The sequence below is a fragment of the Streptomyces sp. NPDC036815 genome, assembly GCF_055609205.1.
On record NZ_JBVJPW010000004.1, the window covers coordinates 213,755 to 238,379 of the forward strand.

Annotated in this window: 24 protein-coding genes; 12 read left to right on the plus strand and 12 right to left on the minus strand. The window is 72.3% G+C overall.

Going from position 1 to position 24,625, the window contains the following annotated elements; all coding sequences use genetic code 11:
• Positions 1-4: 4 nt before the first annotated feature.
• From ACZ69I_RS11890 to ACZ69I_RS11900, 3 genes are read right to left on the minus strand one after another with little or no spacing between them, the layout of a single operon-like run.
• A complete protein-coding gene (locus tag ACZ69I_RS11890) occupies positions 5-910 on the minus strand; it encodes an ABC transporter permease (protein ID WP_467675814.1) in 906 nt (301 codons plus the stop codon).
• On the minus strand, positions 907-1,866 hold the full coding sequence (locus tag ACZ69I_RS11895) for an ABC transporter permease (RefSeq protein WP_470831808.1): 960 nt from the start codon (positions 1,864-1,866) through the stop codon (positions 907-909). The genes ACZ69I_RS11890 and ACZ69I_RS11895 overlap by 4 nt, the downstream gene beginning before the upstream one ends.
• The gene (locus tag ACZ69I_RS11900) at positions 1,863-3,704 is read right to left on the minus strand and encodes a peptide ABC transporter substrate-binding protein (protein ID WP_470831809.1); all 1,842 of its coding nucleotides are present in this window, start codon (positions 3,702-3,704) and stop codon (positions 1,863-1,865) included. The genes ACZ69I_RS11895 and ACZ69I_RS11900 overlap by 4 nt, the downstream gene beginning before the upstream one ends.
• Positions 3,705-3,950: 246 nt before the next feature.
• On the opposite strand from ACZ69I_RS11900, the gene ACZ69I_RS11905 reads away from it, so the two are divergent.
• The 5 genes from ACZ69I_RS11905 to ACZ69I_RS11925 all read left to right on the plus strand — a co-directional run bounded on the left by ACZ69I_RS11905 (position 3,951) and on the right by ACZ69I_RS11925 (position 8,381).
• Entirely contained in the window at positions 3,951-5,144 is a 1,194-nt protein-coding gene (locus ACZ69I_RS11905) for an ROK family protein (RefSeq protein ID WP_467675808.1), read from the plus strand.
• Positions 5,141-6,748 (plus strand): M81 family metallopeptidase, encoded by a 1,608-nt coding sequence (locus ACZ69I_RS11910; protein WP_470831811.1) that lies wholly within the window; start codon positions 5,141-5,143, stop codon positions 6,746-6,748. The genes ACZ69I_RS11905 and ACZ69I_RS11910 overlap by 4 nt, the downstream gene beginning before the upstream one ends.
• On the plus strand, positions 6,745-7,560 hold the full coding sequence (locus tag ACZ69I_RS11915) for a transporter substrate-binding domain-containing protein (protein ID WP_470831813.1): 816 nt from the start codon (positions 6,745-6,747) through the stop codon (positions 7,558-7,560). The genes ACZ69I_RS11910 and ACZ69I_RS11915 overlap by 4 nt, the downstream gene beginning before the upstream one ends.
• Before the next feature lie 70 nt (positions 7,561-7,630).
• Complete coding sequence (locus ACZ69I_RS11920) at positions 7,631-7,942, plus strand: DUF6479 family protein (RefSeq protein WP_467675801.1); 312 nt, start codon at positions 7,631-7,633, stop codon at positions 7,940-7,942.
• 55 nt (positions 7,943-7,997) lie between these two features.
• Positions 7,998-8,381: a VOC family protein gene (locus ACZ69I_RS11925; RefSeq protein WP_467675798.1), complete on the plus strand. Its 384-nt coding sequence runs from the start codon at positions 7,998-8,000 to the stop codon at positions 8,379-8,381.
• Between the two features lie 2 nt (positions 8,382-8,383).
• On the opposite strand, the gene ACZ69I_RS11930 is transcribed toward ACZ69I_RS11925, so the two are convergent.
• Complete coding sequence (locus ACZ69I_RS11930) at positions 8,384-8,686, minus strand: DUF3040 domain-containing protein (protein WP_467675796.1); 303 nt, start codon at positions 8,684-8,686, stop codon at positions 8,384-8,386.
• Positions 8,687-8,792: 106 nt separating this feature from the next.
• Positions 8,793-9,872 (minus strand): NADH:flavin oxidoreductase/NADH oxidase, encoded by a 1,080-nt coding sequence (locus tag ACZ69I_RS11935; protein ID WP_467675794.1) that lies wholly within the window; start codon positions 9,870-9,872, stop codon positions 8,793-8,795.
• Positions 9,873-10,022: 150 nt separating this feature from the next.
• Here ACZ69I_RS11935 and ACZ69I_RS11940 point away from each other — a divergent pair, with 150 nt between their 5' ends.
• Positions 10,023-10,397, plus strand: a complete 375-nt coding sequence (locus tag ACZ69I_RS11940) for an ArsR/SmtB family transcription factor (protein ID WP_470831816.1) — start codon at positions 10,023-10,025, stop codon at positions 10,395-10,397.
• Positions 10,398-10,428: 31 nt separating this feature from the next.
• Here ACZ69I_RS11940 and ACZ69I_RS11945 read toward each other — a convergent pair whose 3' ends face one another.
• A complete protein-coding gene (locus ACZ69I_RS11945; protein ID WP_470831818.1) occupies positions 10,429-11,796 on the minus strand; it encodes an FAD-dependent oxidoreductase in 1,368 nt (455 codons plus the stop codon).
• A gap of 235 nt (positions 11,797-12,031) precedes the next feature.
• Between ACZ69I_RS11945 and ACZ69I_RS11950 the strand changes: the two genes are divergently transcribed.
• Positions 12,032-12,511: a DUF6214 family protein gene (locus tag ACZ69I_RS11950; protein WP_470831820.1), complete on the plus strand. Its 480-nt coding sequence runs from the start codon at positions 12,032-12,034 to the stop codon at positions 12,509-12,511.
• A 25-nt stretch (positions 12,512-12,536) separates the two neighbouring features.
• On the opposite strand, the gene ACZ69I_RS11955 is transcribed toward ACZ69I_RS11950, so the two are convergent.
• Positions 12,537-13,196 (minus strand): DUF305 domain-containing protein, encoded by a 660-nt coding sequence (locus ACZ69I_RS11955; RefSeq protein WP_470831821.1) that lies wholly within the window; start codon positions 13,194-13,196, stop codon positions 12,537-12,539.
• 176 nt (positions 13,197-13,372) lie between these two features.
• Here ACZ69I_RS11955 and ACZ69I_RS11960 point away from each other — a divergent pair, with 176 nt between their 5' ends.
• On the plus strand, positions 13,373-14,875 hold the full coding sequence (locus tag ACZ69I_RS11960; RefSeq protein ID WP_470831823.1) for an LVIVD repeat-containing protein: 1,503 nt from the start codon (positions 13,373-13,375) through the stop codon (positions 14,873-14,875).
• Here ACZ69I_RS11960 and ACZ69I_RS11965 read toward each other — a convergent pair.
• The 3 genes from ACZ69I_RS11965 to ACZ69I_RS11975 form a co-directional block, all read right to left on the minus strand.
• A complete protein-coding gene (locus tag ACZ69I_RS11965) occupies positions 14,872-15,531 on the minus strand; it encodes a TetR/AcrR family transcriptional regulator (protein ID WP_470831824.1) in 660 nt (219 codons plus the stop codon). The two genes, ACZ69I_RS11960 and ACZ69I_RS11965, sit on opposite strands and share 4 nt — an antisense overlap.
• A 192-nt stretch (positions 15,532-15,723) precedes the next feature.
• Positions 15,724-16,410, minus strand: coding sequence for a phosphatase PAP2 family protein (locus tag ACZ69I_RS11970; protein WP_470831826.1), 687 nt, complete (start codon positions 16,408-16,410; stop codon positions 15,724-15,726).
• Positions 16,411-16,596: 186 nt separating this feature from the next.
• The gene (locus ACZ69I_RS11975; RefSeq protein ID WP_470831827.1) at positions 16,597-17,532 is read right to left on the minus strand and encodes a M56 family metallopeptidase; all 936 of its coding nucleotides are present in this window, start codon (positions 17,530-17,532) and stop codon (positions 16,597-16,599) included.
• A gap of 140 nt (positions 17,533-17,672) precedes the next feature.
• On the opposite strand from ACZ69I_RS11975, the gene ACZ69I_RS11980 reads away from it, so the two are divergent.
• The gene (locus ACZ69I_RS11980; RefSeq protein ID WP_470831828.1) at positions 17,673-18,335 is read left to right on the plus strand and encodes an HAD family hydrolase; all 663 of its coding nucleotides are present in this window, start codon (positions 17,673-17,675) and stop codon (positions 18,333-18,335) included.
• Here the strand turns inward: ACZ69I_RS11980 and ACZ69I_RS11985 are convergent.
• Complete coding sequence (locus ACZ69I_RS11985) at positions 18,325-18,879, minus strand: DUF5134 domain-containing protein (RefSeq protein WP_470831829.1); 555 nt, start codon at positions 18,877-18,879, stop codon at positions 18,325-18,327. The genes ACZ69I_RS11980 and ACZ69I_RS11985 overlap by 11 nt on opposite strands.
• 254 nt (positions 18,880-19,133) lie before the next feature.
• Between ACZ69I_RS11985 and ACZ69I_RS11990 the strand changes: the two genes are divergently transcribed.
• Both ACZ69I_RS11990 and ACZ69I_RS11995 read left to right on the plus strand, forming a co-directional pair.
• The gene (locus tag ACZ69I_RS11990; protein ID WP_470831830.1) at positions 19,134-20,888 is read left to right on the plus strand and encodes an FUSC family protein; all 1,755 of its coding nucleotides are present in this window, start codon (positions 19,134-19,136) and stop codon (positions 20,886-20,888) included.
• A complete protein-coding gene (locus ACZ69I_RS11995; protein ID WP_467675774.1) occupies positions 20,885-21,421 on the plus strand; it encodes a MarR family winged helix-turn-helix transcriptional regulator in 537 nt (178 codons plus the stop codon). The genes ACZ69I_RS11990 and ACZ69I_RS11995 overlap by 4 nt, the downstream gene beginning before the upstream one ends.
• 23 nt (positions 21,422-21,444) lie before the next feature.
• Here the strand turns inward: ACZ69I_RS11995 and ACZ69I_RS12000 are convergent, their stop codons facing one another.
• Complete coding sequence (locus tag ACZ69I_RS12000; RefSeq protein WP_467675771.1) at positions 21,445-22,791, minus strand: NAD(P)/FAD-dependent oxidoreductase; 1,347 nt, start codon at positions 22,789-22,791, stop codon at positions 21,445-21,447.
• Between the two features lie 288 nt (positions 22,792-23,079).
• Here ACZ69I_RS12000 and ACZ69I_RS12005 point away from each other — a divergent pair, with 288 nt between their 5' ends.
• Positions 23,080-24,618 (plus strand): carboxylesterase/lipase family protein, encoded by a 1,539-nt coding sequence (locus ACZ69I_RS12005; protein ID WP_470831832.1) that lies wholly within the window; start codon positions 23,080-23,082, stop codon positions 24,616-24,618.
• The last annotated feature ends 7 nt before the right edge of the window (positions 24,619-24,625 follow it).

A 24,625-nucleotide genomic window follows, 5' to 3' on the forward strand; every position in this document is an offset into this window, starting at 1 on the left:
CCTGTTACTTCCGCAGCCGCACTTCGAACGCGTCCCGCAGCCCGTCACCGATGAAGTTGAACGCGGCGACGACCAGCACGATTGCGATGCCCGGCGGGAAGATCAGCCACCAGTAGCCGTTCTGGGTGTAGGTGATGCCGGCCGACAGCATCGACCCCCAGTCGGCCGACGGCGGCGGGATGCTGAGGCCGAGGAAGGCGAGGTAGCTGACGTAGAGGATCGCGTCGGCGATCTGGAACGTGCAGTTGACGATGACGGTGCCGATCGCGTTCGGCACGATGTGCTTGAAGACGGCCCGCGCACCGCCGCCGCCCATCATCCGCATGGCCTGGACGTACTCGCGGTTGCGCAGGGACAGCGACTCGCCGCGCACGAGACGCGCGGGGGAGAGCCACGCCACCGACGCGATGATCATGATGAGGACGCCCTTGCTGGGGGTGACGATCGCGGCGACCACGACGAGCAGGAACATCGCGGGGATGGCGAGCGCCGCGTCCGTGATCCGCATCATCGTGGCGTCGACCCAGCCGCCGAAGTAGCCCGCCACGGCGCCGTACACGGTGCCAAAGAGGGTGGCCAACAGGCCTGCAGCCAGACCGATTTCGAGCGAGGTCCGCCCCGCGACCATCAGGCGGCCGACCATGTCGTAGCCGAGATCGGTGGTGCCGAGGAGGTGTCCTGAGCCGCCGGGCGGCAGGTTCGCCTGCGACAGGTCGGTGTGGACCTGCTCGGTGTCGTACACCAGCGGCCCGAGATAGCTGAACGCGAGCAGCAGGAGCAGTACGACCACGCCCGTCAGGGCGAGCTTGTTGCCGGTGAAGACCTGGAGCGTGCGGCGGGCGAGGGAAGGGGTGGCCCGCGCCGCCTCTTCCTGGCCGGGAGCGATGTCGGGGGCGACGGTGGTACTCATGCCACGCTCCGTATCCGGGGGTCGAGGACGGCGTACAGGACATCGGTGAGCAGCGAGCCGACGACGGTGGCGACCCCGACGACCAGCGTCACGCCGAGCAGTACGGGGAAGTCGGAACCCTGCGCCGCGTTCCAGAACAACAGCCCCATGCCGGGGTAGTTGAACATCGACTCGACGACCAGGGCGCCGCTGAAGAGGGTCGGGAGGTACAGGCCGAGGAGCGTGGCGAGGGGGATCAGCGCGTTGCGCAGGACGTGCCTGACCATGATCCGGCGGTTCGACTGGCCCTTGGCCATCGCCGTGCGGACGTACTCCTCGGTGAGGTTGTCGAGCACCGCCGAGCGCATGTAGCGGCTGAACATCGCGATGATGCCGAAGGCCATCGTGACCACCGGGAGGATCAGCCCGGTGAAGTCGCCGAGCAGTTCGCCGATCGTCTCGCCCTGCGGCGCCTCCGCCGGGAAGACCGGCATGACCTGCGCGAACAGGATGATCATGATGAGGCCGAGGAAGAACACCGGCGTCGCGTACAGCAGGAAGGCGAGGCCCGTAAGCGCGTAGTCCGACGCCTGGCCGCGCCGCACCGCCTGCACCAGACCCAGCGGCACCGCGATGACCACCGCGAGCACGGTGGACAGGACCGTCAGGAGCAGCGTCTTCGGCAGCCGCTGCTTCAGCAGGTCGAAGACGGGCGAGTTGAGCTTGAAGGACTCGCCGAGGTCTCCGGTGAGCAGCCGCTTCAGATACATCAGGTACTGCAGGGGCAGCGAACGGTCGTACCCCTGCTGGTGGTTGAAGTGCTCGATCTGCTGCGGGGTGCCCTTCGGGCCGAGGATGGCGCGCGCGGGGCCGCCCGGCAGCAGGTGCAGGAGCACGAAGACGATGATCGAGACGAGGAAGAGGACGACGATCGCCTGGAGGAAGCGCTTGACCAGAAAGCCGGTGAAGCCGGTCACTTCTCGGCCCTCTTCTTCTTGACGTAGTACCAGTGCTGGGGAGCGAAGGTCACGGTCGGGTTCTGCGAGACGCCGCGCAGGTCGTTGCGGATCACCGAGACCTGGTACGCCGGGTTGGGCATCCACATCACGGGCAGCTGCTCCGCGAGGTACTCGCCGTACGCGTGCACGGCCTTCATGTCGGGGGAGTACTGCACGCCCCGGATGATGCGGTCCGCCTTCTCGTCGCTGTAGTTGCCGAAGTTGGCGGAGGCGCCCGTCGAGAAGAGCTGCTCGCCGCTGGGGTTGAGCGGGTAGTACCAGCTGCCCGCGGTGCCGAAGAACGACATGTCCCAGTCGCAGCCGGGGTCCTTGGCCCCGCACGGCACGGAGTTGCCGAGGACCGAGTTCAACGGCTGTTGCCGGACGGTGAGGTGGACACCGGCTTTGGACAGCGACGACTTCAGCTCCTGCATCATGTTCGTCGTCTCGGTCGATCCCGACTGGGAGAGGAGGGTCAGTTCGAGCGGCGCGTCCTTGCCGATCCCCTTGCCGCACTGGTCCGCTCCCGTGCCGGGGCGTACACAGCGTGCCGTGCCGTCCTTCGTCCGCCAGCCGTGCCGCGCAAGCAGCGCCTTGGCCTTGCCGACGGAGAAGGGGTACTGGTTCTTCGCCATCTTCTCGGACAGGTACTGGCTCTTCGGGGTCACCGGCACCGGACCGAGCGTCGGCGTCGCGCTGCCCTGCCAGATGACCTCGCTCATCGCCTTCTGGTCGACGAGGTGCTGCATGGCCTGGCGGATGTAGAGCTGGTCCATCATCGGGCCGCCGTGCGTGGAGTGGAAGTTGTAGACGATGTACGTCGCCGCCCAGCCCTCCCACGGGTCGACGCGGTAGCCCTTCTCCTCGAACTTCTCCTTCTGCGCCATCACCGACGGCGGGATGTAGCCGTAGTCGACGCCGCCCGAACGCAGCACGTTGTACTCGGAGTCGGCGGTCGTGAAGGGCTTGAAGACGACCTTGTCGAGGTGCGGCCGCTCCGACTTCGGCCCGGTGAACTTCTCGTTCGGGACGATGGTGACCTGGCCGCTGTCGCGCCAACCAGCGAGTTTCCACGGCCCGTTGACCGTCTTCCAGAGCGGGTCCGAACCGTACGAGCCGAGGCTCTTGGCGTGCCGGGTCAGCCGGGCGAAGACCGCCTTGGCGCCCGCGGGGGTGCGGTCCCAGTCGCCGACCTTCCCGCCGTCGGTCCTGGCGTCCCAGGCGTGCTGGGGCAGTGCCCGCATCAGGGTCAGCTGATTGGCGGTGAACCAGTCGGGGTTGTAGGCGCGGGTCAGGTGCAGCCGCACGGTGTGGTCGTCGAGGGTCTCGAACCGCTTGACGTTGTCGGGCATGGTGCCGACCGAGTAGTTGCCCCACTCCGCCTTGTTCGCCTTGACCAGATGGAACCAGAACTCCAGGTCGCGGGCGGTGACGGGCTTCCCGTCGGACCACTTCACGCCCTCGCGCAGCGGCACGGTCACGGTCTTGTTGCCGTTGCCGTACCGCGGCTTCAGGCCGAGCGTGCTGGGGCCGTGCGTGGTCAACTCGCCCTTCGCCCTGTTCTGCACGGCGTCGTAGACCGGCATGAAGAACAGCGACTGGATCCCGTAGTTGTACGAGGCGCCGTAACCGGGCGCGCCGATCGGGAAGATCCAGTTGGGCGTCGCGGCCGGCGGCAGCGCCATCGTGGCCGTGCCGCCCTCGACGGGTGTGCCACCGGTGGGCCCCATGTCGATGCGTCCGCCCTCGCGGGTGCAGCCGGTGAGAGCCGCCGCGAGGACGAGCAGCGCGGCCGCCGCGGACCTGAATGAGCGCATGACGATGGGCCTCCAAGGGGTACGGGGCCGGCCCGTGCCGGAGAACGACGGGGCAGCGCCCGAACGCTAGGCCGGAGGCGAAAAACAAGTCAATAGCTTCATTCGGCAAGAAGCAGAAAAGGGGGAAAGGCTGGTCAACATGGTTCGGTCCGACTTAGTGTTCGTGCCGATGCCGAACGAACGTGCCGAACTATCGGGCATCGCAGCACCACGTGCCGAAGCAACACAGAAGCAACTGGGGGCGCCATGACCGGAACACCACTCGGCGAGCCGGGTTCGGCGCAGCACATCGTGCACCTGGTCTCCTCGGGCGTGGCCACGTCCCGCGCCGACCTCGTACGGGAGTTGGGCCTCGCCCCCTCGACGGTCTCCGTGCGCGTGCAGGAGTTGGTCGACGCCGGGCTGCTCTCCGAGTCCGGCGAGGGCGCCTCGCGCGGCGGTCGCAGGCCGAGGCTGCTGCGGGTCGCCGCGCGGGGCGGCGTCGCCGTCGCCGCCGACCTCGGCAGCCACCACGCGCGCCTCGGCGTCGTCGACCTCGGCGGCACGGTCCTGGACGCCGTCGACCTGCCGCACGACATCACCGCGGGACCCGAGTCCGCCGTCGACTGGCTCTGCGAGCGGGTCGGCGAACTCGTCGCACGCCAGGGGGCCGAGGGCCGGGCCGTGCGCGCGTTCGGCGTCGCCTTCCCCGGCCCCGTCCAGCCCGCGACCGGCCGCGTCCTCAGCCCCTCCCGCATGCCCGGCTGGCACCGCTACCCGCTGCGCGACGTCCTCGCCGAACGGCTCGGCATCCCCGTCACCGTCGACAACGACGCCACGATGATGGCGGTCGGTGAACACCGCGTCGCCCGCCCCGAACTCGACCACCTCGTCGTCGTCAAGGCCGGCCGGGGCATCGGCAGCGGCATCATCTCCGCGGGCCGCCCGCACGACGGTGCCAACGGCAGCGCGGGCGACATCAGCCACGTCCGCGTCGACGCGGCGGGCGACCGGCCGTGCAGCTGCGGCAACATCGGCTGCCTGGAGACCGTCGCCAGTGGCGCCGCCCTGATCAGGGAACTCGCCCTGCAGGGCGTCGAGGTGGCCGACACCGCCGATCTGCTGCGGCTCGTCGCGGACGGCGACCCGCAGGCCACCACCCTCGTCCGCACGGCGGGGCGGCACATCGGCACCGTCCTGTCCGTCGTCGTCAACTTCTTCAACCCGCAGGCCGTCGCCCTCGGCGGCGTCCTCGCCACCGCCGAACCACTGGTCGCCGCCGTGCGCGGCGTCCTCTACGAACGCTGCCTGCCCCTCGCCACGGCCGACCTGGAGATCACCACCACGGTGGCGGGCGTCGACGCGGGCCTGCTCGGCGCGGGTCTCACGGCGCTGCGCCAGCACCTGCCGGCCCCGGCTCCCCGAACCCCCGCACACCAGGAAGAGAGCGCCCCCGCATGACCCCCTCCGCGACCCCTCGCCGCCTGCGCATCGGCATCGGCGGCATCGGCATCGAGTCCTCCACGTTCTGCCCGCACCGCTCGACCGCGGACGACTTCCGCCAGACCCGCGGGCAGGACCTCCTCGACCGCTACACGTGGACGCGCGCGGACTCCGACCTCGCCGGCACCGTGGAATGGGTGCCCCTGCTGCACGCGACCTCGCTGCCGGGCGGGCCCGTGGAAGCGGAGTCGTACCTGACCCTGAAGGATGAACTCGTCAGCCGTATCAGGGCAGCGGGCCCGCTCGACGGCCTCGTGTACGACATCCACGGCGCGATGAGCGTCATCGGACTCACCGACGCGGAGGCCGACCTCACCGAAGCGGTGCGCGCGGCCCTCGACTTCGTGGGCACCCCGGACGGCACGGGCCGCCCCATGATCTCCACCGCCATGGACCTGCACGGCAACGTCTCGCGCCGCTTCGCCGAAACGGTCGACCTGCTCACCGCCCACCGCCTCGCCCCGCACGAGGACGCCTGGGAGACCCGCGAGCGCGCCGCCCGCAACCTCGTGCGCTGCCTGCTCGACGGCGTCCGCCCGCACCGCGCCTGGGTCCAGGTCCCCGTCCTCCTGCCCGGCGAGAAGACCAGCACCCGCCTGGAGCCCGCCAAGTCCCTCTACGCCTCGCTCGCCGAGACCGAGAAGCTGCCCGGCATCCTCGACGCCGCCCTGTGGGTCGGCTACGCCTGGGCCGACGAGCCGCGCTGCAAGGCCGCCGTCGTCGTCACCGGCGACGACGCCGAACGCGCGGCGGCCGAGGCGGAGAAGCTGGCCCGCCGCTACTGGGAGGCCCGCCGCGACTTCGTCTTCGTCGGGCCCACGGGCTCCGCCGAGGAGTGCGTCGAAAGGGCGGCGGCGTCGGACGCACGGCCCTTCCTGATCAGCGACTCGGGCGACAACCCGACGGCGGGCGGCGCGGGCGACCTCGCGTACATGCTGGGCAAGCTCCTGGAGAACGACGCGATACGGTCCGGCCGGGTCACCGCCGTCCACCCCGGGATCACCGACCCGGCAGCCGTCGCCCGCTGCTTCGACGCGGGCGTGGGCACCGAGGTGACGCTGAGCGTCGGCGGCAAGGTCGACGCGCAGCACGGCGGGCCGTACGAACTGACCGGCACCGTCGTCGCGTTGCAGCGCGCCACCGACCGGAAGGACCGTGCGGAAGGCGGCGCGTACGACCGCGGCGTCGACATGGCGGCCGTCCGCTGCGGGGGTCTCACCGTGATCCTCGTCGAGCGCCGCAAGCCGTTCCACACCCTGGCCGACTTCATGGGCCCCGCCGAGGGCGGGCTCGGCGTCGACCCCCGCACGTATGACCTCGTGGTCGTGAAGATCGGCTACCTGGAGCCCGAACTGCACGACATGGCGGCCGACTGGCTCCTCGCCCTCACGCCCGGCGGCGTCGACCAGGACCTGCTGCGCCTCGGCCACCACCGGGTGGAGCGGCCGCTCTACCCCTTCGACGAGGACGCGTACGCGGATACGACGCCGGACCTGACGCCCACCCGGCTCGCCCCCCTCGCCCCCCTTTCCCCCGCTCGTTCCGTGAGGAGCTCCCTGTGAAGCGTGCCGCCACCCTGTCGGCCCTGGTCTGTCTGCTGGCCGTCACCGCCGCCGCGCCCGCGTCACCGGACGCCGCCGGGCGCCCGGACCGGCACCGGGGGACCCTCCTCGACTCCGTCCCGAAGAGGGGCGTGCTCACGTTCTGCACGACCGGCGACTACGCGCCGTTCACGAAGCTGGACCCCCGTGACGGCACGTACAGCGGGGTCGACATCGAGATGGCGCGGGACCTCGCCGAGAGCCTCGACGCCAAGCCGGAGTTCGTGGCCACGACGTGGGCGAACCTGACCAAGGACGTGGCGGCCGGGCGCTGCGCCGTCGGGGTCGGCGGTGTCTCCGTCACCCTGCCGCGCGCCCGGCAGGTCTATTTCAGTGAGCCGACGCGCGAGGACGGCAAGACACCCATCGTGCGCTGCGCGGACAAGGACAGGTTCGGCGCGGGCACGCTGAAGGACATCGACAAGCCCGGCACGACCGTCGTCGTCAATCCCGGCGGCACGAACGAGGAATTCGCGCGCGCCCACATCAAGCGGGCGGCCATCAAGGTGCACCCGGAGAACACCACGATCTTCCAGGAGATCGTCGACGGCCGGGCGGACGTGATGATGACGGACGCGAGCGAGACGCTCTACCAGTCGAAGCTCCACCCCGAACTGTGCTCCCTCCACCCCGACAAGCCCTTCACCTTCTCGGAGAAGGCGTACGCGACGCCGCGCGGCGACGACGAGTTCAAGGCGTACGTGGACCAGTTCGTGCACCTCGCCACGCATGACGGGACGTATGCGAAGTACGAGGCGGAGTGGATGAAGTAAGTGAAGTAAGTGAGCAGGGCTGGGCCGCCCCGGCGGGCTTTCCCCTCGCATCCACGGGTACCCGCAGCCCATGACTGATCGCAGCGTGGAACATCTGGCCGCCGGCGTGCCCGGGGGCGGCCTCGTGCCGTTCCTGGTGGGACTGGGCATCGTCGCCCTGTTGGTCTGGGCCGTGTGGCTCGGGATCCGGGTGCGTCGCAGGGAGCACCGGACGCCGAGGCCCGAGGAGCAGCCGCGGCTGCCGCCCGAGGGGCCCGTCGGGGAAGTGATGGAGCACCGCGAGCCCGAGGAAATGCCCCGGGACGGCGGGAGGCTGACCCCGCATCAGATCAAGGGCGCGGGCAACGCGTCGTCCCGGCCGAGGAACGACCGGCGGCGGTGAGCGCGGACCGGGGCGCTCGCCGTTTGGGCGGGCCGGCGCGGGGGACCCGGACGGCATGACCGTTCACAAGAACACCGTGCTCGTACTGGACTGCTCGGAGCCGGAGCAGCTCGCCGAGTTCTACGCCGGGCTGCTCGGCGCCGACGTGCAGTTGAGCAAGGACCCCGACTACGTAGAGGTCACGAACGAGAGCGGTGTCTGCCTTGCCGTGCACCGCGAGCGTGACTACATACCGCCGAGCTGGCCCCGTCCCGAGGACTCACAGCAGGCGCACCTGCGGATCATGGTGGCCCGTCACGACATGGACGAGGCGGAGCGCGAGGCGGTCGGCCTCGGGGCGCGGCCCGTGGACACGAAGAACAACAGTGGGCCGCGGGACACCCGGACCTACTCCGACCCCGCGGGCCACTCCTTCACCCTGGCGGCCATCCCCGAGTGACCTCACGGATCGGTCCACCGGCAGAGCAGCCGCACGAAACCGACCAGAGTGAGCGACCACAGACCGGCGAAGGCCCAGATCAGCCGGGGTTCGGACGCGCGGATGCCGGTGACGAGGAGCGTGCCGCACACGGTCGCGAGGAGGGCCACGGTGAGGGGGCGCGGCGTACGCGTCAGCGCGGTCCGCACGCGGTGCCGCAGACGCAGGAGCCACCAGCGCGCCCGCAGGTGACGGTCGGTGCGCAGGGACGCCTCCAGGGCGTCCAGGACGCGCTGCTCGTGCTCCGGAAGTCGCTCTGCCGACATCGCCGCCTCCCGTGCCCGAGGGAACCCGACCGTATCGGACGGGCCCCGGGCGCACGGGTGCCCCGAGCCGACCGGAGCTAACCGGGCGGTTCGGGGCGCGAGTGCGTCAGACGGATCGGTGGTACTGGTCCGGAACGTGCACGTCGCCGCCGAGCTCGCGCGCCGCGTGCCGGGCCCAGGAGGGGTCGCGCAGGAGTTCCCGGCCGAGCAGGACGGCGTCCGCCTCGCCGTTGGCGAGGATCTTCTCTGCCTGCTCCACCTCGGTGATCAGGCCGACCGCGGCGACCGGCAGCTCCGTCTCGGCCTTCACGCGCGCCGCGAAGGGGACCTGGTAGCCGGGCCCGACGGGGATCTTGACGCCCGCGGCGTTGCCGCCCGTGGAGACGTCGAGCAGATCGATGCCGTGCTCCTTGAGCTCGCCGGCGAAGCGGACGGTGTCGTCCGCCGTCCAGCCCGCCTCCTCCAGCCAGTCGGTGGCGGAGATGCGGAAGAACAGCGGCTTGTCCTCGGGCCACACCGCCCGCACCGCGTCGACCACTTCGAGGGCGAAGCGCGTGCGGTTCTCGTACGAGCCGCCGTACGCGTCGGTGCGCCTGTTGCTGTGCGGGGAGAGGAACTCGCCGATCAGGTAGCCGTGGGCGCCGTGGAGCTCGGCGATCTCGAATCCGGCGTCCAGGGCGCGGCGCGCGGCCTCGGCGAACTGGCCCACGATCTCGCGGATCTGCTCGACGGTGAGCTCCGTGGGCACGGGGTGCCGCTCGTCGAAGGAGACCGGGCTCGGCGCGACGGGCTGCCAGCCGTGCTCGTCGGCGGTGACCGGGGCGCCGCCCTTCCAGGGGCGGTCGGTGGACGCCTTGCGGCCGGCGTGCGCGAGCTGGATCGCCGGAACGGTGCCCTGGCTCTTGAGGAAGTCCGTGGTGCGGCGGAACGCGCGGGCCTGCGTGTCGTTCCAGATGCCCAGGTCGTACGGGCTGATGCGGCCCTCGGGGCTGACGGCGGTGGCCTCGACGATGATCAGTCCTGTGCCGCCCGCGGCACGCGCCGCGTAATGAGCGAAGTGCCAGTCCTGCGGCGCGCCCGCGTCGGGGCCGTCGGGCGCCGCCGAGTACTGGCACATCGGGGGCATCCAGACCCGGTTCGGGATCGTCAGCGATCGCAGGGTGTACGGCTCGAACAGCGCGCTCACGGCGGACTCCATTCGTTCACGGCGGGATGTGCGGAGGTGCGGATGTGCGGTTCCGCTGCTCGTACGATAAACCTCGTAGTACGGCGCATGTCAAACTACGATGAGTCTCGTACAATGACACGCAGCGAAACAGGACGAAGTGGAGCCGCCATGACGACCGCCGCCGCGACCGGCAGTACGAGCAGCAGGACGCTCGCCCACCCCGAGCCCGGGGACGTCCGGCTCGAAGGGGTGCTGCACGCCTTCGCCGACCCCATGCGGATGCGGGTGGTGCGGGCCCTGGCCCGCGAGGACGGGGAGGACGGGCTCTCCTGTTCGTACTTCGACCTGCCCGTCACGAAGTCGACGTGCACGCACCACTTCCGGGTGCTGCGCGAGAGCGGCGTCATCCGCCAGATCTACCGCGGCACCACGAAGCTGAACGTGCTGCGCCGCGACGATCTGGACGCCCTCTTCCCGGGCCTGCTCGACAGCGTCCTCGCGGCGGCCACCCGACAGGACGCCCGGCTCGCCGCGGGGATATGACACAGGCTCTGAGCTGCCGTCACCGGTGGCGTCAGCCGGAGACGTGCCGCGCCGCCTCCCGCAGTCCCTCCCAGTCCGGGATCTTCACCACGCCCCGCCCGAGCGCGCGTCCGAGCTCGGCCTCCGCGCGCTCGATGGCCAGCCAGCCGGGCCACTCGACCGGCCGCTGGCCCGCCGCGCGCAGTCCGGCCAGCGGGTCCGCCGGGACCTGCCTGCGTTCGAGCGCCGGAGCGTCGTCCAGCAGGGACGTGACCGTCTCCTTGGAGCACGGGCGGTTGGTGCCGATGACACCCGTGGGGCCGCGCTTGATCCAGCCGGCCACGTACTCGCCGGGGGCGGGCGTGCCGTCGCGCAGCACCCGGCCCGCCGCGTGCGGCACCGTGCCGCGCTCCGCGTCGAACGGCAGCCCTTCGATGGGCACCCCGCGATAGCCGACCGAGCGCAGCACCAGCTGGGCCGGGATGTCCTCGTACTGTCCCGACCCCGTCACCCCGCCCCGGCCGTCCGGCAGCGTGCGCTCGAAGCGGGTCGCGGCGACGTGGCCGCTAGCCCCCGCCGTCAGCGCGACGGGCCGCAGGAAGAAGCGCAGCCTGAGCCGTCGCGGCAGGCCCTGCGGCGGGCGGTCGGCCCAGCCGCGCAGCACCTCCACGTTGCGGCGGCTCGCCGCGGACAGGCTCGACGGGTCGGCGTACGCGGGGTCCAGCGCCAACTCCGCCGGATCGACCACGACTTCGGTGTCCGGCAGTGCGCCGAGCTCCCGCAGCTCCTTGGTGGTGAACCGCGCCTGCGAGGGCCCGCGCCTGCCCACCATGGACACCTCGCGCACCCGGCTGTCCGCGAGCACGCCGAGCGCCGCGTCCGGCATGTCGGTGGGGCGGAGTTCGGCGGCACCGCGGGCCAGCATCCGGGCGACGTCCACGGCTACGTTGCCGACGCCGATGACGACGGCGGAGTCCACGCCCCGGATGAATCCGCCCTGCGCGCCCACCGCGGGCATCGCGTCCGGGTGTGCGCTGTACCAGGAGACGAACTCGGTCGCCGAGTAGCTGCCCGGCAGGTCCTCGCCGGGCACCCCGAGCCTGCGGTCCGCCGCCGCGCCGACGCAGTAGACCACCGCGTGGTAGAGGTCGAGGAGCCGGGCCGGGGGCAGGGCGCCGGGGCCGATCTCGACGGAGCCGAGGAAGCGTACGCGCTCGTGTTCGAGGACCGTGCGCAGGTTGTTCTGCAGGGACTTGATCTTCTCGTGGTCGGGCGCGACCCCGTAGCGCACCAGGCCGTACGGGCAGGGCAGGCGGTCGAGCACGTCGACCCGCACGCCGGGCACCCGGTCCTGCTGGACGAGGGACTGCGCGGCGTACACCCCGCTGGGGCCCGAACCGACGACGGCGACCTGCAGCACGGTGGTGCTCCTTCCGCGAGGCGACCCCGGGACGGTTTCAGGATCGCACCGCGGGGCGCGCGTGTCAGGGGTCGTGGGGCCCGGGACGCCGGGAGCCTGCGCTGTCAGGGTGCCGCCGGCGCAGGTGCAGGGCCTCCGCGCGCGTGCCGTTCCCGGTCGGGTGTGGCGGCGCGGATAGCGTGCGCCTGTGCGGGACAGATCATTTATTGACGTTTCTGATCATTTTCGACCGGATTTGGGCGCGGGCATCGGCCCCCAGGAGGACCCCCTCCCGCCCTCGTTCCGCGTCCGGCTGACCTTCAGCGACGGGGCCGACGTCGACGTCCTCGCCGTGGTGTCGCACGGCCGCGTCGCGATCAGGGACCTGCGGGCCCAGCCTCCGCTCTCCCCGGACGACGTCGCCGCGCTGGTCGACTGGATCGAACGCCCGCTGCGGGGCGACCGCCCGCACGCCGCCGAGCGGCCCGGCGAGGGCGAGGGCCTGCCGGAGGAGCTCCGGCCCGCCGCGCACCGCGCCCGCCGCCCGTGGCCGCGCCGCGGCGCGGGGCGCCGGATCGCGGCAGAGGCCTACCGCGCCGCGCAGAGCGAGGGGCGGGACCCCGTACTCGCGGTGATGTGCGCGACCGGACGCGGCCGCCGCACATCGCTCAGACTGATCGCGGGGGCGCGCGACGCGGGCTTCCTGACGCCCCGCCATCACCGCAGAGGGCGCTAGCACCCCTCCCCGGGCCCGCCCGGCGTCAGTCCATCTCCCGCATCCGGCCGATCTCGCTCGACTGCTGCGCCACGACGTCGTTCGCCATCTCCTCGACCTGGATGTTGTTGCCCTCGGAGAGCACATCCGTGGTCATGGTGAGCGCTCCGGTGTGGTGAGTGATCATCAGCTTCAGGAAGAGCTCGTCGAACGCCTTGCCCTTGGCCGCGCGCAACTGCTTCAGTTGCGCCTGGCTCGCCATGCCCGGCATCGAACCGTGCTCGTGCCCGGCGTGCTCGCGCGGGCCGCCGTGGTTCTTCAGCCAGCCCTTCATTGCGCCGATCTCGGGCCGCTGTGCCGCGGCGATGCGCGACGCCAGCCGTTTTACGCGGCGCGAATCGGCGCGCGCGGGGGCGAGTTCGGTCATCTTCAGCGCCTGACCGTGGTGCACGATCATCATCTGCGTGTAGGTGAAGTCGGCCGAGTTGGGGGAGTCGTCCTCGGCCCGCTGTCGCGCGGCCTCCTTCGCGGACAGCGTCGCCGCGCTCTCACCCGGCTTGCCCGGCGCGATCACCGAGGGACCCGGCGACGCCTCGTGCCGGGCATCGGACGTGTCCCCGCCGCCCGCGCCGGAGTCGCACCCCCCGAGTACGAGAAGGGCTGTCGTCATGATCGCGCTGACGGCGGACGTGCGGCGGTTGAGCACGGTGACCTCCTGTGGCACGCGGGCGAGTTGGGGTCCGTATTAGCACGTGGATGAGTATCGGCGGCCGGAAAGTCTCGTGAACAGACCGGCGCCCTCTATTGATCTGAGCATGATGAGCACGATACTGCGGGTGTTCGTGAACCGTTCACATAAGAACGGCGACTAGGGAGGACGCAGTGACCCTGTTGAACAATCCCCGAACTCGGCGCAGACGCCTGGGAGTCGGCGCCGCGGCGGCCGGACTGCTGGCCGCGCTGCTCACCGCGGCCCCCGCGGGGGCCGTCCCCGACCCCGGTGACTCGCCCGCCGCCCCGAAGAGCGTCTCCAAGAGTGACGCCGCCCGGGCGCAGAAGGCCGTCGAGCGCGGGGAGATACCCGGGCCCGACGAGGTCGTCCACTCGGACAACATCGAACACCTCGCCAACATCCCCAAGGACGCGCTGCCCGGGTTCAACACCGACATCGCCTTCCAGGGGAAGTACGCCTTCGCCGGGAACTACGACGGCTTCCGCATCTACGACATCAGCGACCCGAGGGCTCCGAGGACCGTCTCGCAGGTCCTCTGCCCGGGCTCGCAGAACGACGTCTCCGTCTCCGGGAACCTGCTCTTCCTCTCCACCGACTCCTCCCGCAGCGACAACTCCTGCAACAGCACCACCCAGCCCGCCACGGAGAAGTCCTCCTGGGAGGGCATGAAGATCTTCGACATCAGCGACAAGGCGAACCCCAGGTACGTCTCCGCCGTCGAGACCGCCTGTGGTTCCCACACGCACTCGCTGGTGCCGGAGCGCAAGAACGTCTACGTGTACGTCTCCTCGTACTCCCCGAACGCGACGTTCCCCGACTGCCAGCCGCCGCACGACGGGATCACCGTCATCAAGGTGCCGCGCAAGGCCCCGGCGAAGGCCGCGGTCGTCAACTTCCCCGTCCTCTTCCCCGGTGAGGGGCCCGACGGCGGCGGCAATCCGGGCGGGCCGACCAACCCGGGCGTCTCCAAGACCACCGGCTGCCACGACATCACCGTGCTGCCCTCCAAGGACCTCGCGGCGGGCGCCTGCATGGGCGACGGCATCCTGATGTCCATCAAGGACCCGGAGAACCCGCGGGTCATCGACCAGGTCCAGGACAACACCAACTTCGCGTTCTGGCACTCGGCGACCTTCAACCAGAAGGCGGACAAGGTCGTCTTCACCGACGAGCTCGGCGGCGGTTCCGCGGCCACCTGCAACGAGGCCACCGGCCCCGAGCGCGGCGCCGACGGCATCTATGACATCAAGGGCAAGGGCGACAAGCGCAAGCTGGTCTTCAAGAGCTACTTCAAGATCCCGCGCCACCAGGCCGACACCGAGAACTGCGTGGCCCACAACGGCTCACTGATCCCGGTCAAGGGCAAGGACCTCATGGTCCAGGCCTGGTACCAGGGCGGCGTCTCCGTCTGGGACTTCACCGACTCCGGCAAGCCCAAGGAGATCGGCTACTTCGAGCGGGGCCCGCGCTCCACCGACAAGATCAGCACGGCGGGCGCGTGGTCCGCGTACTACTACAACGGCCGGATCTACTCGAACGACATCGAGAAGGGCCTCGACGTCCTGAAGATCAACGACAAGCGGACCGATTCCGCCCAGCGGGTCCGTCTGCACGAGCTCAACGTCCAGACGCAGCCGGACTACTTCGACTAGCCCGGCCGACCCGAGGGAAGGGGCCGCAGCGGCCCGTTCGGGGACGTTCCGTCGGGCGGTGCGCCGTCCGGCGGAACGCCGAGCTCCCAGTCCAGTCCGTACCGCTGGAACAGCTCGGCCCGCAGGGTCGGGAACGGCATCGGCGCCCCCGGGATGAGCAGGGCGAAGACCGCTCCCATCAGGAGCGCCCGCAGCAGTGGATAGTCGCGGTCGACGTCGTGCGATCCGTAGCGCACGACGGTCTCGCGCAGCAGCTCGGCGAGACGCTGCTGCTCGGGGCACTGCACGAAGCCCTCCGCCTGCAGGATGCCCGCCATGTGCGTACGCATGAGCAGCGGCTCGTCGCGGGCGAGGCCCAGGATCGCGTCGACGGCCCGCGCCATCCTCTCGCGCCCGTCATCGGTGCCCGGCTCCCGCTCCAGGGCCGCCTGCAGTGTCCGGTGCATGAGCCGGTGCACCGCGGACTGCAGGAGCTGGCGCTTGCCGGGGAAGTAGTACGACACCAGACCGCGGGCCGCACCGGCCCGGTCCGCGATATGGCCGAGCGTCGTGGCCTCATACCCGTACTCACCGACCAGCTCCACCGTCGCCTGCAGCAGACGCTCCCGGGAACGTCTGCGCAATTCTTCATTGACCGACGGGCTACGCGGGGACATTCTGTAACTCCTGCGTTGACTGGCTCCGAGCCAGTATACTCAGTGCGTCCCGGGGAGGAGTCTCCAGCGAGACTCCACACGGGTCGCAGCAGCCTGGGGCAGGCAGCACCGCGGGGGAGTGTTGCCTGCCCACAGGTGTGCGCACCCTCGATCGTCGTGTCCGGGGGTTCTTCGCGGCCGGTCGAGGAGCGGTCAGGTTCCGTCCGTGGTGCGTCCGCCGGGGCCGCGCGTGTACGTGAGCACGGCCAGCGCCACCGTCAGGGCGCCGAGCAGCCAGCCGCCGAGCACGTCGGACGGCCAGTGCACCCCCAGCCAGATCCGCGTCAGGCCGACCCCGACGACCGAGACGACGGCGAGGGCCAGGCAGGTGCGCCACAGGACGGGGCCCGCGCCGTACAACCGCAGCAGCCACAGCAGCAGACCGCAGACGACGGTCGCCGTCATCGCGTGGCCCGACGGAAAGGCCGCGAAGTGCGCCGAGTCCACGGGGTCCGGCCACACGGGGCGCGGCCGGTCGAGCGCCGCCTTCAGTCCCTGCTGCACCGCCGAGCCCACCGCGCAGGTGCCGGTGAGCCAGAGCGCGAGCCACCGCGCCCCGCGCACCGCGAGCCAGATGACCACCACCGCGCAGAGCGCACGCATCGCCCAGGGGTCCCACACCCAGTCGCTGAGGATCCGGCCGGCCCGGGTGGTGCCGGGGTCGTCCACCGCCCAGCGGTGCGTGGTGCGCGCGATGTCGCCGTCCAGCGAGAGCAGCGGATGCCACTCCAGCCCCACCAGGAGGAGCAACAGGAGCGAGGGCGCGGTGAGTGCCGCCGCGGTGAGCGCGGCACGGGAACGGGGCGGTCGGGTCGGGGAGTCGGTGGACGTGGGGTACATGGAGTGATCCTCGCCGACGGAACGGAGCTGCGGCCATCCCCGGGGAGCCCGGGGCGTGGCGCGTACCCGGCGCTGTGCCGTGTACGCACGGTCCCTGTCTGTCGGCGACGGCGGCAACCGCGCGCAGCACCGGACCTTGCCCCACCCGCACCGGGCGGCGGGCGCCTTCCTCCCGCGCCCGGGGCGTCAGCCCAGCGCCCGCAACCCCGGCACGAAGGTGACCAGGACGGGGATCACCGGCACGAGCGCCGCCGTCGCCGTGAGGCGGAGCCTGCGGCCCGCGGTCAGGCGCGGGCGGGCGGCGAGCAGCCGGTGCACGCGCTGCGGGACGTGCGCCTGGGTGGCGGGGCAGGGGCCGAACACGCCCCGGTCCTCGTTGAGTTCGACCAGGGCGAGGGCGATCGTCAGACGGCCGAAGCGCCGCGAGGCCACGTCGTCGGCGGCGAGCTCCACCAGGCGGTGCATCTCGTCGCGGAACGCGGCGAAGACCCGCACCTGCGGGAAGCCGATCGCCAGCGCGCCCGAGCAGTGCAGCAGCCAGTCGTGCCTGGCCTGCGCGTGGCCCTGCTCGTGTGCGAGGACCGCGTCGAGCTGACGCCCCTTCAGGCGGCGCAACGCGGCCGTGGTGATCACCAGTTGGGGGGCCTGCCCCGGCAGCCACCAGGCGTCGGGACGCTCGCCCTCCAGCAGGACGAGGGGGTTGCTGCCGGGCTCCTCGCCGGGCAACAGCGGAGAGCGTACGAGCAGTTCGGCCCGCCGCTCGGCCCGCCGGGAGCGGGCCCGTGCGATTTCCCGGGTCAGCATGACCGCCGTCCACACCCCGCCGGAGGCCAGTGCCACCGCGGTGGCCGCGGCCCACGGGCCGGGCGCCTGGAGGGCGTACGCCTCGACCACGGTGTGCGGCGCGGGAGCGAAGACCTGGCCGCGCACCGCCTGCCACGCGGCGGCGGCGCTGAGGGTCATCGAGAGCGCGCAGCAGAGCAGGACACCCGCCACCACGCACTGCCAAGCCCACAGCGCGACCACCGGTTCGCGCTCCGGCCAGTCGGCCCGCGCGAGCATTCGGGGGGCGACGACAGCGGTCAGGGCGCCCAGCAGCAGCAGTGCGACGGGGACCATCATGGCGCTCAGCCTATGAGGGTTGGGCTACCGGAGGGTATGGACTCTCACCCCAAGTGACGCACGCCACGGCCGACACGGGTGTAACTCCCGTACGGGTGACGACCCCGGCCGGGGCCCCGGGACGCCGTAATGTGCTGACGGTGATCGAGACCATCGTGTTCGACGTGGGGGAGACCCTCACCAAAGACGACCGCTACTGGGCATCGTGGGCGGACTGGCTGCAGGTGCCGCGCCATACCCTCTCCGCGCTCGTCGGAGCCGTCGTCGCGCGGGGCGGGGACCACACCGACGCGCTCCGGCTCGTCAGCCCGGACATGGACATCGCCTCCGCGTACCACGCGCGCGAGTCCGCGGGCCGGGGCGAGCACCTGGGCGAGGCCGACCTCTACGCGGACGTGCGCCCCGCCCTCGGCGGGCTGCGGAAACTCGGCGTCCGCGTCATCGTCGCCGGCAACGGAACGCCGCGGGCGGCCGAGCTCCTGCGCGCCCTCGACCTGCCCGCCGACCTCGTCGCCACCTCCGGCGACTGGGGCGTGGCCAAGCCGGACCCCGAGTTCTTCGCCCGGGTGCTCGAAGTGGCCCAGACCGGGCCCCGCGAGACGCTCTACGTCGGTGACCACCCCGCCCACGACATCTTCCCGGCCCAGCAGGCGGGACTGCGGACCGCGCACCTCCGGCGCGGTCCCTGGGGGTACCACTGGGCGGACGACCCGGCCGTCGTCGACACGGCGGGCTTTCGGACCGACAGCCTCACCGCGCTCGCCGCGCTGATCGCCCGCAGGGAGGCGGCGCCTACAGCGTGAGCAGCATCGCCACCATCCCGATCCCCATCGAAAGGCGGCACGCCAGCGCCACCTCCGATCGGTCCGCCCAGCCGAGCACCCCGGGTCCGCCCGCCGTCGCGGAGACCGTCCGGGGGGCGAGCCGCGCGCCCGACCACAGGACGTACCCGGCGAAGTAGAGCAGCAGCGTGCCGGTCAGGAGCGGGACGCCGGCGCCCCCGTGGCCCGCGTGCGCTCCGGGCGCCGCGGCCATCGCCACCGACATGTAGGCCATGGCGAAGGCGCCGACCAGGTGGTGGAGGTGGTGGCGGTCGGCGCGGGCCGCCCACCCGGTGTGCAGCGCGGCGGCGCCGAACACCGCGGCGCAGACCAGCCAGGCCCAGCGCGGCGGTGCGACGACGGCCGCGGGCAGTGCCATCACCGCCATGCCGAACCCCATGAGCGCCTCGCCACCGGCCGTGCGGCGCTGTTCCTCGATCCGGCTGCGCATCCGCAGCAGACAGTAGGCCCCGGTCGCCGCGCACAGCGCGACGAGCAGCCAGGCGGCCTGTGCCGGTCCGTGCACCGCACCCTCCCCCTGTCGACGGTGTCGTCGGGTCGATGCCCGGGCCCGGGGTGCCGTACGCGAGCGCACGGGGGTGCAGGGGGAGCACAGGGGAGCGGACGCGCGGCGGGGGCGGCCACGGGGGATCCGCGGGACGCCGACGGCGGCGGCCTGCGCACGCCCGCCCTGTCCGCCCCGTCTGCCCTTCTCTCCGCCCGCCGTAACCATCTCCGAGCGTAATCGTTTCCGAGTAAAACACTTGCTAACCTTTCCGTATGAGCAGTACGCCCCCGTCCCCGCATCCCTCCCCCCGCCCCGCCCGCGTCCGCCCGCTCCGCCCCGCCCGCGTCCGCCCGCTCCGCCTCGCCGGCGTGCTGCGCCCGGGCAAGCCGTCCGACATCTGGTTCAAGCCCGCGAGCAGCGTGGTCGTCGCCACCGCGCTACCGAACCTGACGCTGCTCGCCCTCGGCCGACTCGACCTCGTGATGTACACGATGGCCGGATCGTTCTGCGCCCTGTACGCCCACAACCTCCCCTACGCCGCCCGTGCGCGGACCCTGGCCCTGGTCGTCGCGGGAATGACCGCGAGCATCGCCGTCGCCCTGGTCACCGCGTCCCTGACGAGCTCCGCCGCGGTCCTCGTCGCGGTCGGCGCGCTGCTCGCCGCCGCGCAGAAGACGCTCTGCGACGCCACCCGCGTCGGACCGCCCGGCCACCTGATCTTCACCTTCATCAGCTCCGCGACCCTCTTCGCCCCGCAGGCCCTGGGCCAGGTCCCCGGTCACCTCGCGCTCACCCTCCTGGGCGGCGCCGTCGCCTGGCTCGTCGGCATGGCGCCCGCCCTGGTGCGCCCGCACGGACCCGAGCGCCGGGCCACCGCACGCGCCCTGCGCGCCGCCGCCGCGTACGCGGACGCCGCACACGCCGACGCCACCGGGCCGGGAGCCGAGCGGGCCCGCGCCGCCGCGGCGGGCGCCGTGCACGCCGCCTGGCAGTCCCTCCTGGCCACCGGAGCCCGCACCGCCGCGGCCCGGCGCGCCCTGGCCCGCCTCGTCGTCCGCGCCGAAGAAGCCCTGGCCACACCCGCCGAGGCGGACCCCGCCGCCCTGCGCTCCTGGGCGGCCGGGCTGCGCGGCACGGGCGCCGTACCGCGCCCCGGCGGCCTGCGCCCCGGCGAGGCGGACGAACTGCTCGGCGTCGCGGCCGAGCTCGCCGGGCCCGGGGTTCCGCTGTGGCGGCGGCTCGCGCCCGGCTCGCCGCTGCTGCCCATCGCGCTGCGCACCGCCGTCGGCTGCGCCCTCGCCGGGTACGGCTCGCTCGCGCTCGGCATCGGCCGCCCCTACTGGGCGCTGGTCACCGCCGCCTCGCTCTACCAGGCCAACGTCACGCTCACCTGGAACCGGGGCGTGCAGCGTGTGGTCGGCAACCTCGTCGGCGTGCTCGCCTTCGCGGCGATCGCACCGTTCGCGCACCTGGGGCACGCCGAGCTCATCGTGAGCTGCCTGGCCCTGGCCTTCGGGGCGGAGGCACTGATCACCCGCAACTACTGGCTCGGCACCGTGTGCGTGACGCCGATGGCGCTGCTCGTCACCGAGTTCGCCCGGTTCCAGCAGCCCGGGGAACTCATCCTCGACCGTGTCGTGGACACCCTCGTCGGCGCCGTGCTCGGCGTGCTGGCGGCCGTACTCGTCACCAACCGGCGCGCCGGCGACCACATCGAGCAGGCCATCGCCGCCGCCGAACGGGCCACGGAGCAGGCCGAGGCCGGTCTCACCGGCACGGGCCCGGCCGAACCGGCGCGCCGCCGCCTCACCGCCGCCCTCGTCGACCTGCGCGCCGCCGCCGACGCGGCCGCGGGCGAATGGTGGCAGCGCGCCCTGCCCGAACAGCGGGTGCTCGCCGCCGAGCGCGCCGGACACCGTACGCTCGCGGCGACGGTCCGCCGACCGAACGGTCAGGGCGGAGACGACGGTCAGGCGACGCGGACCCGCGCGAGGGCCGCCGACGCCTGGGAGGGCGCACGAGCATGACGACGGAGAACGGTCCGGTGGCAGGCCCCGGTGGGGACACCGTGGCCGCGGTGGTGCGGCAGTGGCGGGCGGTGCGGCCCGACATCGACACCGGGCCCATGGAGGTGATCGGCCGCATCAACCGCTGCGCGGCCCTCCTCCAGCAGGCCGAGGACGCCCCGCTGCGCCGGGCGGGCCTGACCCGCGCCGAGTTCGACCTGCTCGGCGCGTTGCGCCGCACCGGGCACGAACTGACACCCGGCGAGCTGGCCCGGGAGACCTTCTCGTCGGGGGCCGCCGTCACCAAGCGGCTCAAGCTCCTCCAGGAGCGGGCGCTGGTCGACCGACGGGCGGACGCGCGGGACCGCAGGGTCGCCCACGTCGGCCTGACCGACGCCGGCCGCGACCTCGTCGACGCGATCCTGCCGGAGCAACTCGCGTACGAGACGGTCGTGCTGTCCGTCCTCGACGGCGCCGGCCAGGGTCAACTCAGCGGGCTCCTGGGGGAGTTGCTGGCGCAGTTGGAGGGGCGCATCGGGGTGCGACGGGGCTGAGTGCCTGCCTCCGCGTACTGGCCCTACGCCGCGGCCACCCGCTCGTCGATCTGGTCCTGCGTCAGGTACGCGTCGGTCTTCTCGAAGTCCTTGAGCGTCGCGGGGCGTTGGGCCTGGAAGCCGGTGCGTACGTAGTCGTCGCCCGCGAGCGCGTTGAGCCCCCAGTTGGCGGCCGTGCGGAAGCGGGCGGTCACCGTGCGCAGGGCGCCCAGGTGGTAGCCGCGTGCCACGACCTGGGCGGGCAGCCCCGTCAACTGCACGCCCATCGGCTTCGACACCGCCTGGATGCCGCCCAGGTCGACGACCAGGCCCATGTCCTTGTGCCGGTAGTCGGCGAGCGGGAAGCCGCGCAACGCCGCGAGCACGTTCTTCGCGGCGGCCCACCCCTGGCGCATCGCGTGCTGCGCCGTGGGCGGGCAGATCGCGTCGCCGCCCTTGACCACGTCCGGCACGGCCGCTGCGTCGCCGAGCGCGAAGACGCCGTCGAGTCCGGGGACCGTCAGATCGGGCCGGACGACGAGCCGGCCCTTGTTCGTCTCGGCGCCGAGCGTCGCGATGAGCGGGCTCGGCGCGACGCCCGCGGTCCAGATCAGCGTCCGGCACGGCAGGACCCGGTCGTCGGTGAGCGTGACCGTGTCCTCGGTCGCCTTGGCCACGGACACGCCGAGCGAGACGTTCACGCCCCGGCGCTGCATGATCTCCATCGCCTTGTCGCCGAGCCGCTCGCCGAGCTCCGGCATCAGTTTGGGTGCGACGTCCACCACGTGCCACTTGATCTGCGACACGTCGAGGCCGGGGTAGCGCTTGACGGCGGCGCAGGTCAGTCGCTGCAGGTACGCGGCCGTCTCGACCCCCGCGTAACCACCGCCGACCACCACGAACTGCAGTCGCTGCTCCCGCTCCTCGCGGCTGGTGCTCGCCGCCGCCAGGTCCAGCTGGGAGATGACGTGGTCGCGGATCCAGGCGGCCTCGGCGAGCGTCTTGACGCCCACCGCGTACCGGTCGACGCCGGGGATGTCGAACTGTCGCGTGACACTGCCGGGCGTCAGGACCAGGTAGTCGTAGCGCTCCACGACCTCCTCGCCGTTGATCTTCCGTACGACCACGGCCTTGGCCTTGGGGTCGATGCCGACGGCGCCGCCCGGGACGATCGACGTGCGGCGCAGCATCCGGCGCAGGGGCACCGCCACCGACTGGGGGGTGAGCACTCCGGAGGCGACGTGTGGCAGCAGGGGGAGATACAGCTGGTGGTCCTGTGGGCTGATCAGCCGCAGCTCCGCCTCGTGGGGTGAGAGCTTCTTCTCCAGTTTGTGAGCGCACTCCATGCCGGCGAAACCGCCGCCGACGATGAGGATCCGGGGAGCTGCCATGGGATGTCTCTCCTGTGCTGTGGGAGATCGACTTCAGGGCTGTCAGGCGGCCAGAGCCGTGGATGATCTTCTGCGGACCGTACCCGTGGCCTTGTACCCCTGCATCTCGGATGGATTGCTCGTGTGACGTGGTTCACAGTGGCGGGGTCGTGGTGGTGCTGCCCCGGCTCGGCGCGAGCGGCCGGTTAAATGGCTGGCGCGGGGGCCGGGCACGGCGGGATGCTGCGGGGTGTCGGGGCGACGTGCGTGCCGTGCACCGCGTCCCGCCCGCGCAGAGGGGGATGGGTGATGACCATTGCCGAGTCCGGGGCGTCCGCGTCCCGGCCCGAAGTCCGTACGGGGGCCGGAACGCTGCGCGGCACCCGGGAGGCGGGCGTCGCCGTCTTCCGTGGGATTCCGTTCGCCGAGCCGCCCGTCGGCGCGCTGCGGTTCGCCGCGCCGCGGCCGGTCCGGGCCCTGAGCGGGGTGCGGGAAGCCGTCTCGTACGGGCCACCGCCTCCTCAGGGCGGTCACTTCGGGATGGACGCCCTCGCACAGGAGACGGCGGGCGACGACTGGCTGACGGTCAACGTCTGGTCGCCCGACCCCGGCCCCGGCGCGGGACTGCCGGTGATGGTGTGGATCCAGGGCGGTGCCTACACCATCGGCATGTCGGGCCTTCCCGAGTACGACGGCGGGCGCCTGGCGCGTGAGGGCGGCGTCGTCCTGGTGACGTTCAACTACCGCGTCGGGCTGGAGGGTTTCGGGCAGATCGAGGGGGCGCCCGCCAACCGCGGCCTGCTCGACCAGATCGCCGCCCTGGAGTGGGTGCGGGACCACATCCGCGCCTTCGGCGGCGATCCGGACCGCGTCACGGTCTTCGGCCAGTCGGCGGGCGGCGGGTCGGTCGCCTCGCTCCTCGCGATGGAGGGCGCGGCCGGACTCTTCGGGCGGGCCGTCGCACAGAGCGCGCAGGGCACGTTCTTCTCGCCGGAACTCGCCGCCGACATCGCCGCCTCGTGCGCCGCCGAGCTGGGGCTGCGGCCCACGGCGGACGACCTGTCCGAGGTGTCGCCGCACCTGCTGTCCGCCGCGGGGGACGCGGTCGGCGCCAAGTGCGCCGGGCTGGCCGGGCGATGGGGCGCGCCCGCGCTCCGGGCGGTCACCTTCTCACCGGTCGTCGACGGCGAGGCGCTGGCCGTCACCCCGTGGCAGGCCCTTGCCGACGGTGCCTGTCGGCACATCGACCTCCTGGTCGGCCACACGCGCCACGAACAGCGGCTCCTTACCGCGCTCGACGGGATGCTCGGCCAGGTGAGCGAGGAACAGGCCGCGACCGCTCTCGCCACCTTCGCCCCGCACCCGGACGGCGCCCGCCGCTACCGAGCGGCCTTCCCGGCGGCGGGCCCGGACGAGCTGCACGAACTGGTCCTGTCCGACTGGCTGTTCCGCATGCCGACCCTCCACCTCGCCGAGGCGCACATCGCCGCCGGTGGCCGCGCCCACGCCTACGAACTGACCTGGCCCGCCCCGGGTATGGACGGGGTGCTCGGCGCCTGCCACGGCCTCGACGTGCCCCTCGTCTTCGGCGCGCTGGACCGGGGCCAGCCCGCCGCGCTGATCGGCACGGGACCCCGCGCGGAGGCGGAGGACCTGTCCGCCCGGATGCGCGCCGCATGGACGTCGTTCGCCGCCGGGGGCGAGCCCGGCTGGCCCGCGTACGACGCCGAGCGGCGCCTCGTGCAGCTCTTCGACGCGCGGCCCACCGTCACGCACTACCCGGAGGAACGCTCTCGCCGGATCTGGCGGGACCACGTCTTCTCCGTGCTGCCGCTGCTGGAGCCGTAGCCGCGAG

Bases quoted from the DNA above. Each gene is read 5' to 3' on its own strand.
- ACZ69I_RS11920 (WP_467675801.1), top strand. From the start codon at position 7,631: ATGACTGATCGCAGCGTGGAACATCTGGCCGCCGGCGTGCCCGGGGGC.
- ACZ69I_RS11995 (WP_467675774.1), top strand. From the start codon at position 20,885: ATGACGACGGAGAACGGTCCGGTGGCAGGCCCCGGTGGGGACACCGTG.
- ACZ69I_RS11990 (WP_470831830.1), top strand. From the start codon at position 19,134: ATGAGCAGTACGCCCCCGTCCCCGCATCCCTCCCCCCGCCCCGCCCGC.
- ACZ69I_RS11925 (WP_467675798.1), top strand. From the start codon at position 7,998: ATGACCGTTCACAAGAACACCGTGCTCGTACTGGACTGCTCGGAGCCG.
- ACZ69I_RS12000 (WP_467675771.1), bottom strand. From the start codon at position 22,791: ATGGCAGCTCCCCGGATCCTCATCGTCGGCGGCGGTTTCGCCGGCATG.
- ACZ69I_RS11940 (WP_470831816.1), top strand. From the start codon at position 10,023: ATGACGACCGCCGCCGCGACCGGCAGTACGAGCAGCAGGACGCTCGCC.
- ACZ69I_RS11900 (WP_470831809.1), bottom strand. From the start codon at position 3,704: ATGCGCTCATTCAGGTCCGCGGCGGCCGCGCTGCTCGTCCTCGCGGCG.
- ACZ69I_RS11905 (WP_467675808.1), top strand. From the start codon at position 3,951: ATGACCGGAACACCACTCGGCGAGCCGGGTTCGGCGCAGCACATCGTG.
- ACZ69I_RS11970 (WP_470831826.1), bottom strand. From the start codon at position 16,410: ATGTACCCCACGTCCACCGACTCCCCGACCCGACCGCCCCGTTCCCGT.
- ACZ69I_RS11975 (WP_470831827.1), bottom strand. From the start codon at position 17,532: ATGATGGTCCCCGTCGCACTGCTGCTGCTGGGCGCCCTGACCGCTGTC.
- ACZ69I_RS12005 (WP_470831832.1), top strand. From the start codon at position 23,080: ATGACCATTGCCGAGTCCGGGGCGTCCGCGTCCCGGCCCGAAGTCCGT.
- ACZ69I_RS11890 (WP_467675814.1), bottom strand. From the start codon at position 910: ATGAGTACCACCGTCGCCCCCGACATCGCTCCCGGCCAGGAAGAGGCG.
- ACZ69I_RS11910 (WP_470831811.1), top strand. From the start codon at position 5,141: ATGACCCCCTCCGCGACCCCTCGCCGCCTGCGCATCGGCATCGGCGGC.
- ACZ69I_RS11965 (WP_470831824.1), bottom strand. From the start codon at position 15,531: ATGTCCCCGCGTAGCCCGTCGGTCAATGAAGAATTGCGCAGACGTTCC.
- ACZ69I_RS11930 (WP_467675796.1), bottom strand. From the start codon at position 8,686: ATGTCGGCAGAGCGACTTCCGGAGCACGAGCAGCGCGTCCTGGACGCC.